Raw genomic sequence first — 11318 nt, forward strand, 5'->3', positions numbered from 1 at the left:
AAAGACGAAACGGCGATGACGAAGTTTCGTTTGGCGATGTCGATGCCTGCGTAATTGTGTTGGGTACTCATCATAAACCTGCCTTGCATTCGGTTGTGTTGTCTGGCAACTGTCCGGTTGTGTCGATGGGTTGCCCGACCGCTCCCTGAGCTACGCAACGGTTGTTTACCTTGGTCGGATGCGGGCGGCGGCGGGCGGTTTGTTGCTATGATACGGAAGTTCCGATATACAAGGTCGGATACTCGTATCCGACATTTCCCCGCAAGGGGAAAATCCACATTTCATCACGCGCCGCCCAATGCCGCCCTACGGTCGGCTGTCGGATTCGAGAATCCGACCTACGGTGCGTTGTTCGTTAAAGGCCGTCTGAAACATGGTTTGCGCGGTATGGCTGATGCACCGCCGCCGTTTCAGGCTGCCTTTGTGTGTTCAAATCATCCCGCGCTTTGTGGCAGCCTGAAAAGTTTGTTGGGGCGATAATACCTGCTTTCACACCCAGTTTTCCAAACGCAAACCGTCCACACGCTCGAACTCGCGCAGGTTGTTGCTGACCAAAACCAGCCCTTCGCTGCGGGCATGGGCGGCGATATGCAGATCATTTTCGCCAATCAGCCGCCCGGTTTTTCCCAGTTCGGCGCGGATATTGCCGAAGTGGGCGGCGGCTTTGATGCCGTAGGGCAGCACTTGCAGGCGGGATAAAAAATCTTCGGCGGCTTGCAGGTTGCGTTCGGGGTATGCGCTTTTTTCCGCGCCGTAGTACAGCTCGGCGGCGGTAATGCTGCTGACACACAAACGCGCGGCATGGCGGTTGAAGGTTTCCAAAACTTCAAGCGGGCGGCGCTTCATCACATAAATCACGATATTGGTGTCGAGCATATATTTGAGCATTTACAGCTGCTCCCGTTCAGGCTGCACGACGGTTTCCCGCTCGACCATAAAATCTTCGCTGACGCCGCTGCCTGCGGCAAAAAAGCTGTCCCAAACCTGCGCGGCAGGGCTGATGATGCGCTCGTTGCCGACCACGCGCACATCAACCGTCTTCACATTGCCGCCAAACTGCGCCTGCTCGGGCAGCCTGACGCTTTGGCCGTCGGCGGCGAATGACAAACTGACTCGTGTCATGGTGCTCTCCTTATGCTGGTGCGGATTCGGGAATCCGGGTTGTCGGCCAAAGGCCGTCTGAAAACCGCCAATCCGTCTCCCTTTTCACTTCCCCGCCAATGCTCCGAAATTCTGCACCCAATAGACGCCGTATTGGGAATGCTGGTTGGCGGCGTAGGCCATGCCGACTTCGGTGTAGACGGTGTCCATGATGTTTTTGCAAATGCTGGTTGGCGGCGTAGGCCATGCCGACTTCGATGTAGACAGACGGTGTCCATGATGTTTTTGCAGTGGCCGGGGGCGGCCAGCCAGGTGGCTATGGCGGCGCGGGCGGTGGGTTCGCCGGCGAGGATGTTTTCGCCGACGGCGCGGTAGCGGTAGCCTGCTTGTTCGACGCGCCCGGCCATGTCGCGGCCGTCGGAGCTTTCGTGGCGGAAGTAATTTTTGTCGGCCATGTCCTGCGCGTGGGCGGCGGCGGCCTTTTCGAGCAGGGGGTTCCATTTCAGTGGCGGGGTAGTAGGTTTTGCCGCAGGTTCTGCCGAGGGCGCGGGCTTGGTTGATTAAGTCGGCCATTTGCTGCGCGGTGGCCGGTTCGGCGGCGGGCGGCGCGGCGCAGGCAGCCGCCGACAATGCGGCTGCCAAGAGTGCGGTGTGGCGCGTGTTCACGGTTTTCCCTTTTGTTTTTATCTGCGCAACCGTCGGAAGGCTTTTCAGACGGCCTCTGCCCTTTGCACTTTCTGCGGGCAAACGGGCGCGATTATACTCCAAACCGTTTGCGCGGGTGCGGGTTTTGCCGTGCGGCGGCAATAAAGAGGCCGTCTGAAACGCCTTGGCGGGGTTTCAGACGGCCTACTGCGCTGCCGTGTGCTTACAGGGGCAGCAGCGGGATGACGATCACGGCCATCAGGGCGGCGATGATGCCGTAGACAAACATGGGGATAACGGTTTTTTTGATAATCGCACCCTCGGCGTTTTTCACGTCCAATACGGAGCAGACGGCGATGATGTTGTTGATGCAGACCATGTTGCCCATCGCGCCGCCGACGGACTGCAGGGCGAGGATGAGGGTGACGGAGAGGCCGGTATCGACGGCAATCTGCTGCTGAATGGCGCCGAAGGTGAGGTTGGACACGGTGTTCGAGCCGGAGAAGAAGGCTCCGATGGCGCCGAGGTAGGAGGAGAAATAAACCCAGTGCTGCCCGGCCATGTCGGCGAATTCTTTGCCAATGGTTTTCACCATGGAGTTGTCGCCACCCACCATCATGAGTTTGACCATGATGAGGGCGCCCATCAGGGCGAGCAGGGGTTTTTTGGTTTGGTTGAAGGTGGCGACGTAGAAGCTCCAGGCGTCTTTGAATTTGGTTTTGTAGAGCAGGATGCAGATCCAAACGGTAATGACGAAGGGTATCCACGCGGGCACGTAGAGGGTTTGGTATTTTTCCGTTACGCCCGTGCCGAAGATGTTGCCGAAGACAAAGGTCAGCGATTGGGTGACGGTAATGTCGGACAGGCCGAAGGGCAGGGAGAAGGAAAACCAGGGTTCGGTGCTGGTCATCAGGCCTTTGAGGCCGATTTGTTTGATGCGGGTGACGACGAGCATGCCGATCAGCATGCCCAGCGGGGCAAGTGCTTTGGCGACCTGGCCTGCGGACACTTTTTCCGCGTTCGGGTCTTTGGCGTGTTCTTTGCTCAAGCCCCAGCCGTGGTTGGCGGCGAACACGGAAACCAAGAGGCCGATGGCGCCGGCGACAAGCGAGGGAAACTCTTCGTTCACCTGCGCCAAAATGACGTAGGGGATGGTGCAGGAAAGGATGGCGATGTAGATAAAGCCGAGGTTTTTGCGGATTTCCTGCCACGAGACGATAAAGCTGAGGCCGATCAGCGGGATGATGAAACCGGCAACGAAATGGATGATGCCGGTTTGGCGGCCGATAGCGAGGATGTCTTCATGCGCCAGTTCGAGCTGGCCGAAGCCGAACCAAGTCGGCGTGCCGACCGCGCCGAAGGACACGGGTACGGAGTTCATCACCAGCGTGAAGATGGCGACGCGCAGCGGGTTGAAGCCGAGGCTCATCAGTATCGGCGCGGCGATGGCGGCGGGTGTGCCGAAGCCCGATGCGCCTTCAATCATAAAGGCAAACGACCAGCCGATAATCATCAGCTGGGCGACGGGGTTGGGGCTGATGGTGGCCAGCCATTTGCGGATGACGTCGATGCAGCCGGTGGTTTCCATCATGCGGTTAAACATAATCGCGCCGAAAATCACGGTAATCGGCGTGAGCGTGGCGACGAGGCCGGCAGCCACGTTGGCGTTCAATTCGGCAAAGGGGTTGCCGAAATAGCTGATTTGCAGGATGTAAATCAGCAGGGCGGTGGCCGGCAGGGCGATGTATGAGGGGACGCTGTTTTTTTTCACCATCAGCCAAATCAGCAGCACGATGGGGAAAATGCTTAAAAATAAAGCCATGTTTCAATCCTTTGCGGACAGGTTGTTGTGAAGGGTATGCTCGTGCATACGGTTTTTGCCGGCGCTCTGCCGCTCGGCTTTTTTCAGACGGCCTCACGGTATCGGTGAGGCCGTCTGAAAAATCGGATTCGGCCACCTGTGTGTTCAGACGGCCTTTAATATCGTTTCTGCGTAAGGGGGCAGGCATCCGCCCTGCCCTGCCGCCCGACTTTGCGGCCGTCTGAAAGCGGGGCTTGCGAAGTCAAAAAACGGCAGCCGTGTTTGGCGGCCGACGGTTTCGCCGCAGCCGATTGGAACGTTCGCCGCAGCTCTGCTTTCAGACGGCCTCACGGCACACAATCACGCGGCAGGCCGTTTATTGAAGCTGCGCTTTCAGACGGCCTTGATGCTACGGCGGACGATTTCCAAACAGGCCGTCTGAAAACCAAGCTTCACGAAACCAAGCTTCACGTCTGCGGCGGCAGAACAGGCTTTCAGACGGCCGTAAAGGTAGGCGGCGCTATTTGCGCTTTTCCCTTTCCTTCATCAGCTCGTGCAGCGTTTTGGCGGCGGGCTTCATCGGCTTGCGGTGATCCGTCCAGCCCAGCTGCGAGGGCGGCGTGAGGGCGCGGAAGGTGGTGGCCGCCCAACCGAAGGCGCGGTAGGCTTTTTTGCCGCTGAAAATGCCGTTGTAGGTGCGCCAGGCCAGCGTTTCGCCCAAGGTGTGCGACGCGCCCTGCCCGCGGATCGGGTGCGACACTTTTTCGTCGCGCGGGCGCTGCGCCTCTTCGCGCAGGCGGCGCATCTGTGCGGTGATGGGAATGCGCACGGGGCAGACTTCGTCGCACGCGCCGCACATGGTGCAGGCGGTGGGGAGGTCGCGGGTGGCATCGAGGCCGAGCAGGTGCGGCGAGACGATTTCGCCGATGGGGCCGGGATAGGTCGTGCCGTAGGCCGCGCCGCCGATGCGGGTGTAGACGGGGCAGTGGTTCATGCACGCGCCGCAGCGGATGCATTGCAGGGTGCGGCGCATCTGTTCTTCGGCATAGGCCTGGCTGCGGCCGTTGTCCAAAAGAACGAGGTGCATTTCCTGCGGGCCGTCGATCTCTTCGCTGCGGCGCGGGCCGGTAATCATATTGAAATAGGTGGTTATCGGCTGGCCGATGGCGCTGCGCGGCAGCAGGCTGTACAGCGGCGGGATGTCCGACAGTTTGGCCACTACTTTTTCAATACCGGTGATGGCGATGTGCACGGGCGGCACGGTGGTGGAAAGGCGGCCGTTGCCTTCGTTTTCCACCAGACAGAGCGTGCCCGTTTCGGCAACGGCGAAGTTGACGCCCGACAGGCCGACGTCGGCCGTGCGGTAAACATCGCGCAGCGCCTGACGGGCGATGCCGGTCAGCTCGTCCACGTCGTCGGTGAGCGGCGTGCCGAGGTTTTTGTGGAACAGCTCGCTCACCTGCTCTTTGGTTTTGTGAATGGCAGGCATCACGATGTGGGTGGGCTTTTCGCCCGCCATCTGCACGATAAATTCGCCCAAATCGCTCTCAACCGCTTTGATGCCCTGCCCTTCGAGATAATGGTTCAGCTCGATTTCCTCGCTGACCATCGATTTGCCTTTCACCATCAGTTTGCCGTTTTTGGCAGTGATGATGTTGTGGATGATTTGGCAGGCTTCGGCCGGGGTTTCCGCCCAATGCACTTTGACACCCAAGCGGATCAGGTTGGCTTCAAGCTCTTCCAAAAGCGCAGGCAGGCGGGCGAGCGAGCGCTGGCGGATGTGTTCGCACAGGGTACGCAGAAGTTGCAGCTCTTCTTCGTCGGACAACACGCTTTTGCGGCGGGTCATCAGCATATCCATGGCTGTGCGCAGGCTTTTGCGCAGCGGCTTGTCGGCCAGCGCCTCGCGGGCGTTTTGCTTGAAGGTTTCGGGTTTCGGGTGGAAATGTACGGTTTGCGTGCTCATGCGGCGTCCTCCAAGTCGGCGGGGGCGATGTGCCCGGGCAGGACGGCCAGCACCACCAAATCGCGCGGGCCGTGTGCGCCGTAGGCCAGCGTGAGCTGGATGTCGGCGGTTTTCGACGGGCCGGACACCAGCACCACGTTGGTGGGCATCCCGGCGGCCATGTTTTCGCCATGCATGGCGTGGTGGAAGGTGTCGTACATTTTCGCCGTGTCAAACAGGCAGAAATGCACGGGCGGCACCAGGCTCTGGCTGCGCGGCTCTTGCGGCGTCGGCCACAGCATCAGCGTGCCGGTGTGGGCGATGCCGCAGCGGGCGGAAGTGAAGCCCGCGTCGATATCCGCAAAATACTCGTCTTTCCAATCTTCCATCGGCTTGTCGAAGCCTTTGGTTTCTATGTTTGAGGCCGTCTGAAAAACTTGGGAGGCAGCGCGGCCGTGTTCGGTTTGCAGCGGCAGCAGGATGTTTTTCAACCCTTTGCCTTTAGCCGCTTCGAGCATGACCTGCGGCCAGTTGTCGCGCGTCACCCAATAAATTTCCGTTTTCACCGCCCGCATGGCCTTCGCCCAATGTTTCAAGCGTTCGGTTTCGCTGTCCCACACGGGCGACATTTCACGGTAAAACTCTTCGACGCGCGGCTCCATCATCGGATAGGCGTCGGCCTTTTTCAGTTTGGCCAAAATGTTTTCGCGCGCGCTCATGCCTTGCCTCCCGTGCGTTCCAGAAGGAAGGTGGCGATGTGCTTGGGACGCGGCATCTGCGGCTCGTCTTTGGCGATTTTGCCGCCGATGTTCATCATGCACCCTGCGTCGGCGCTGACGATTTCCACCGCTTCCGTGGCTTTGAGCGCGGCCACTTTGTCGGCCACCATCGCGCCCGAAATATCGGGCTGCTTTACGGAAAACGTGCCGCCGAAACCGCAGCATTCGCTTTCGTGGTCGTGCACCACGCGCTCGACGTTTTTCAGGCTGTCAACGAGCTTCCAGCCCGTGAGGTGCACGCCCATTTCGCGCCGCGCGCCGCAGGAAGTGTGCACCGCCACTTTGATGCTGTCGCCTTTGTCTTCGGGCACATAGCCGATGTCGAGCAGGAAATGGGTGAATTCCACCACCCTGCCCGCCACTTCGCGGGCTTTTTCCTCATGGGTGCTGCCGGCAAAAAGCTGCGGCCAGTGGTGTTTCATCATGCCGCCGCACGAGCCTGAGGGCACGACAATCGGCCAGTTTTCGGGAAACAGATCGAGCTGGGCGGCGGCGATGTCGGACGCTTCCTGCGGATGGCCGGAAGTGTAGGCCGGCTGGCCGCAGCAACTCTGTCCCATCGGAAAATGCACGCGGATACCCTGCTGCTCGATCAGCGTCACGGCATCCAAACCCGCTTCGGGCATGAAAATGTCGAGCAGGCAGGTGCCGAAAAAATACACATCGGCGGGTTTGCCGCCGATGGTGGATTCGGAGTTTGTGTTCATAAAATTGGCTTTGGGTTTGGGTTTGTATTTTTGCTTGTTTTTTATGCAAACCGCGCTAACGGCTGCGGGGCGGCACTTTAAGTAATCTGAGGTATGCGGTCAAGGAAAAATGACAAACACACCCGTTTAACCGCATAAAAAATAAGGTTTTTCCGACTCAAAAAGTAAAATTGGCGACAATTCGCCCGAACAGCCGATCCGGCTGTAAAAACAGGGCATTGCGTTGCCGCCGCGCGCAATGAGGCCGTCTGAACGCAGCGAGACAAAGCGCCCGCCCTACCCTGCCAGCGCAACATACCTGCCCGTCAGCCGTGCCACGGGGAGGCCGTCTGAAAAGCCCTCCACCACCAAATCGATTTTGCCCTTGCCGCGCTGCGCCAGCATTTCGCGGCAGCGCGTCCACTCGGTGGCATCGGAGCTTTTGGCAGACAGCAGCAAATCGCCGTGCGCGGGCGCGGTGTAACGGATTTCGCTGCTTTGTATCACGATATTGCCCGCCGCTTCGGGGCAGTTCAGATGCACCAGCGCCCAGCCACACACGGTCGCGCCCAATGCAGTGCTGCCGCCGAACACGGTGTTTTTGTGGTTGCGGTTGGGCGCGTGCGGCATCAAGAGTTCCACGCCGTCGGTGCCGCAGGAGACGACACGGATATGCAGCGCGGCGGTGGCAGGGATGCAGCGGTGGAGAAAGTCTTGCAACTGTTGCGGTGTCATGGTTCGGTTTCCTTGGTTGGCTTGGATAAAAGGCCGTCTGAAAAAAACGGGCTTGCCGCTTTCAGAAGGAAGCGGCTAAAAAATTCAATAAGGGATTGAAGGCGGCAGACAGTAAAAATTTTGGCGACAGGGAATTTAAAAATTATTTTTACCTGATGCCTGACAGCGAAAAGAAATATTATGTCAGCCCTTGCGGGGTTGTCCCGTTAGGCCATGAGTGAAATCAAGTCTATTAAGGCAGGCAGCCTGAAAACCACACGCCGTTTTCAGGCTGCCCTAGGGCGTGTTGACATTCAACTTTTGAAGCGGATTTTTCGGCATAAAATGGCAGATGCAAGGCGAAAACACGAGCCAATGCCGCCCATTGGCGAGTGTTTTTAACGAAGCAGATGCTATTTTAGGACGGAAAAGCTGCCAAAATGTTGAATGTCAACACGCCCTAATACATCCATTTTTCCACCACCGCGTCACCAAGCTGTTGGCGCAGGATGCTTTCGGCGGCTTCATGACCGTCTTCGGGGTCGTGCGCTTCGGCGAGGCTCAGAATCATCACTGCGTCGAGGTAGTCGCGCACGTCGTCGAAGATTGGGCTGAGGCATTCGCCGGTGTCGTGGTCGCAGTACCAGACTTGCCCTGTTTGGCGGTGGAAGCACCAGAGGTTGCCGTTGCCCAGATAGTCGCCGAATGCGATGAGTTGCTCGACAAGGGCGCGGGTGGCGGCAGCTTGTTCGGCGCTCAGGTCTTCAAGGATGTCTTCCAGCCCGGGAAAAGCGTCAAGCAGCGGCTCGATGCGCTCGGGCGGGTTGATGATTTCGGCGAGGTATTCCACGCCGATGTGTTGGTGGTAGGCGCGCAGCATCGGCGGCAGGGGGCAGCCGATGCGCTGTTCGCAGTCGTCCAGCGCGGCGCGGCTGGCGGGGGTGAAGTCGCCGCCGTCGAGGTAGGCGCGAACGCATTGCATCCACCATTGGATGCGCGCTTGGTCGTCGGCGAAATCTGTCCATGCCAGCGGCGGGATGTCTGCGCCGGACACGGATTCGGCGGGCAGGGCAATCAGATGGGCGGCGAGGACGTTGAGCCAGTCGGCTTGGGACGGGGCAGCGGGCAGGTCTTGCTTGATGCGTTGCAGCGCGCCGACGGTGAGCCATTGGCGGTAGCCGAGGCGGAGGGGCGCGTCGGTAGTCTGAACAATGAAGCGGGCGGCGGGGGCGAACAGGGCGGCGAAGTCGTTGGCGCTTTGGGGGCGGAGAACTGCGGCGGCGGTTTCGGGGATAAGGATGACGCTGTCGGCGGGATGTTCGTGCAGGACGGCGGCGAGGGCGGTGAGTTTGCGGTAGGTTTCCATGGCGGGCTCGTTTTAGTGGATTGGGTGGGATTGGGGCAGACTGAAAGCAGCTTTCAGACGGCCTTTTATCGCGCCGCATCAGTCTTCAAACGCAAACTTCCCGCAGTAATACAGCCGCTCGCCTTTATTCTTGCCGTATTTGCCGCAGCCAACCTGCGCTGCGGGCTTTTCAGACGGCCTTTTTACCCGGTAAAGAAAAGGCCGTCTGAAAGGTTTGACCCGCAGCGGATACGCCTTTCAGACGGCCTTTTGTCTGTTTTCAGACGGCCTTTTTCAGACGGCCTATCTGCGGGCGAGGATGGCGACGGAGAGGTAGGCTTTCACACCGGCGGTGATGGCGTCGGCGCATTGGTGGCGGAAGGTCATGCCGCTGAGTTTGCGCTCTTCTTCGGGGTTGGAGAGGAAGGCGGTTTCGACGAGGATGGAGGGGATGTCGGGCGCGCGCAAAACGGCGAAGTTGGCCTGGTCGAGACTGCCTTTGTGCAGCTTGTTGTATTTGCCCAGTTCGACGAGGACGCGTTTGCCAAGGATTTCGCTGTCTTTGTTGGTGACGGTCTGCGTCATGTCGAGGATGGCGCTGTCGACGTCTTTGTTGCCGACGGTGTGCACGCCGCCGATGGCGTCGGCGTTGTTTTGCGTTTGGGCAAGGAATTTGGCAGCCGCGCTGCTGGCGCCACGGGTGCTGAGGGTGTAAACGCCGGTGCCGCGCGCGCTGGGGCTGGTGAAGGCGTCGGCATGGATGGAGATGAAGAGGTCGGCATGCAGTTTGCGCGCTTTGGCGACGCGCACGCCCAGCGGGATGAACACGTCTTCGTTGCGCGTCATGTGGACTTTGTAGCCGAGGCTTTCCATGCGTTTTTTGGTTTCGCGGGCGATGGAGAGGACGACGTCTTTTTCGCGCAGGCCGCTTTTGCCGATGGCGCCGGGGTCTTCGCCGCCGTGGCCGGGGTCGAGCACGATCACGGGCTGGCGGTTGTACCTGCGCTCGGGCGCGGCCGGCGGGGCGTTGTCGGCGCGGGTGGGCGGCGACTCGGGCGGTTTCTTAACGGGCGGGGTGTCGGCGCCCATGCCCCTACTGCTGATTCTGCCGTTGGAGTAGTCTTCGAGCAGCGCCATCAGGGGATCGTTGGCGTCCTGCGCGTGCATGGGGTAGAGGTCGGCGACAAGGCGGTGTTTGAAGTTGGCGACGGGCGCGAGGGTGAAGAGCTGCGGGTTGACGTCGGTTTTCAGGTCGATCACGATGCGCACGGTGTCGGCGGTGTTCTGGCCGACACGGATGGTGCCGATGTAGGGGTCGCTGCGCTGGACTTTGCTGTTGATGTCCTGCAAAACAGAATTGAGCTGCACGCCTTTGAGATCGAGAACGAGGCGGCGCGGGTTGTCGAGGGTGAAGTAGTTGTATTGCAGCTTTTCGGTGGATTCCAGCGTGATGCGGCTGTAGGCGCTGGCCGGCCAGATGCGCACGGCGACAAACTGCGGCACGCCTTTGGCAAAGGCGGCTGGGGTAACGGTAAACAGCAGGCCGGCGGCGGCGCTGCGGATTATTTGGCGGCGGGTAAATTTCTTATCCATGCTTCTAAACTTTTTCTGCCGTGGGTAGTGTGGGAATACAGGCGGGCGTTGCGCCCGCCGTCAGCGTGTCCGAGTGCGAGGGTGATGTCGGGCGGCGGAGTGTATGCGCCGCCCTTATCCGGCCATTCGATGAGGCAGATTGCGCCGTCGGATGCCAAATCGTCCAAGCCCGCGTCTTCCCATTCTTCGGGCGAAGAGAAGCGGTAGAGGTCGAAATGGTGGAGGGGAAACTGCGGCAGCGGATAGGATTCGGCGATGGCGTAGGTCGGACTTTTCACCGCGCCGGCAAAACCGAGCGCGCGCAACAGGCTGCGTGCAAACGAGGTTTTGCCCGCGCCCAATCCGCCTTCGAGCCACAGCACCAAAGGTGGGGTCAGGCCGTCTGAAAAAGCGGCGGCCAGCGCCTGCGCCAAAGCGGCGGTGGCGGACTCGTCGGGCAGGAAAACCGTGTGGGAAACAGCGTTCATGGGCGGGAAGCGGCGAAAAAGCGCGAATTATGCGGCAAACCATGCCTTTTGCAAACCTTGCCGCGCCCGAACGCGGCATTTGCCGTGCAAACGGCGGCAGGCGCACCTTTCAGACGGCCGGATACGGGCATAAAATACGCACCCTTGTATGTTCAAATCAGCGTACCATAGCAACCAAACAGGCCAGTCGCCTCGGAACGCACCCTAGGATTACACCCGCATCGTAGCAAAAACGAGCGGCT

General features: G+C 59.7%; 11 protein-coding genes. All 11 read right to left on the reverse strand.

The annotated features are described in order from the left end of the window. Nucleotides 1–489 precede the first annotated feature (489 nt). Nucleotides 490–888, reverse strand: coding sequence for a type II toxin-antitoxin system tRNA(fMet)-specific endonuclease VapC (gene vapC, locus ACLD9W_RS10995; protein WP_410842058.1), 399 nt, complete (start codon nucleotides 886–888; stop codon nucleotides 490–492). Then, nucleotides 889–1122: a type II toxin-antitoxin system VapB family antitoxin gene (gene vapB, locus ACLD9W_RS11000; RefSeq protein WP_410842059.1), complete on the reverse strand. Its 234-nt coding sequence runs from the start codon at nucleotides 1120–1122 to the stop codon at nucleotides 889–891. Then, complete coding sequence (locus tag ACLD9W_RS11005) at nucleotides 1119–1556, reverse strand: CAP domain-containing protein (protein ID WP_410842060.1); 438 nt, start codon at nucleotides 1554–1556, stop codon at nucleotides 1119–1121. The genes vapB and ACLD9W_RS11005 overlap by 4 nt, the downstream gene beginning before the upstream one ends. 413 nt (nucleotides 1557–1969) lie before the next feature. Further along, on the reverse strand, nucleotides 1970–3568 hold the full coding sequence (locus tag ACLD9W_RS11010) for an L-lactate permease (protein ID WP_410842061.1): 1599 nt from the start codon (nucleotides 3566–3568) through the stop codon (nucleotides 1970–1972). Nucleotides 3569–4067: 499 nt separating this feature from the next. Continuing rightward, nucleotides 4068–5513 (reverse strand): LutB/LldF family L-lactate oxidation iron-sulfur protein, encoded by a 1446-nt coding sequence (locus ACLD9W_RS11015; RefSeq protein ID WP_410842062.1) that lies wholly within the window; start codon nucleotides 5511–5513, stop codon nucleotides 4068–4070. Next, the gene (locus tag ACLD9W_RS11020; protein WP_410842063.1) at nucleotides 5510–6211 is read right to left on the reverse strand and encodes a LutC/YkgG family protein; all 702 of its coding nucleotides are present in this window, start codon (nucleotides 6209–6211) and stop codon (nucleotides 5510–5512) included. The genes ACLD9W_RS11015 and ACLD9W_RS11020 overlap by 4 nt, the downstream gene beginning before the upstream one ends. After that, entirely contained in the window at nucleotides 6208–6978 is a 771-nt protein-coding gene (locus tag ACLD9W_RS11025; protein WP_410842064.1) for a (Fe-S)-binding protein, read from the reverse strand. The genes ACLD9W_RS11020 and ACLD9W_RS11025 overlap by 4 nt, the downstream gene beginning before the upstream one ends. Nucleotides 6979–7254: 276 nt before the next feature. Then, entirely contained in the window at nucleotides 7255–7692 is a 438-nt protein-coding gene (locus tag ACLD9W_RS11030; protein ID WP_410842065.1) for a YiiD C-terminal domain-containing protein, read from the reverse strand. Between the two features lie 439 nt (nucleotides 7693–8131). After that, nucleotides 8132–9037, reverse strand: a complete 906-nt coding sequence (locus tag ACLD9W_RS11035) for an SMI1/KNR4 family protein (protein ID WP_410842066.1) — start codon at nucleotides 9035–9037, stop codon at nucleotides 8132–8134. Nucleotides 9038–9319: 282 nt separating this feature from the next. Continuing rightward, a complete protein-coding gene (locus ACLD9W_RS11040; RefSeq protein ID WP_410842067.1) occupies nucleotides 9320–10609 on the reverse strand; it encodes an N-acetylmuramoyl-L-alanine amidase in 1290 nt (429 codons plus the stop codon). Beyond that, nucleotides 10579–11076 carry a tRNA (adenosine(37)-N6)-threonylcarbamoyltransferase complex ATPase subunit type 1 TsaE gene (tsaE, locus tag ACLD9W_RS11045; protein WP_410842068.1) on the reverse strand — a complete coding sequence of 166 codons (498 nt, stop codon included), beginning with the start codon at nucleotides 11074–11076 and terminating at the stop codon, nucleotides 10579–10581. The genes ACLD9W_RS11040 and tsaE overlap by 31 nt, the downstream gene beginning before the upstream one ends. Nucleotides 11077–11318 lie beyond the last annotated feature (242 nt).

The organism is Neisseria sp. WLZKY-1 (assembly GCF_046546535.1).
In the GTDB taxonomy this organism is placed as follows: Bacteria; Pseudomonadota; Gammaproteobacteria; order Burkholderiales; family Neisseriaceae; genus Neisseria.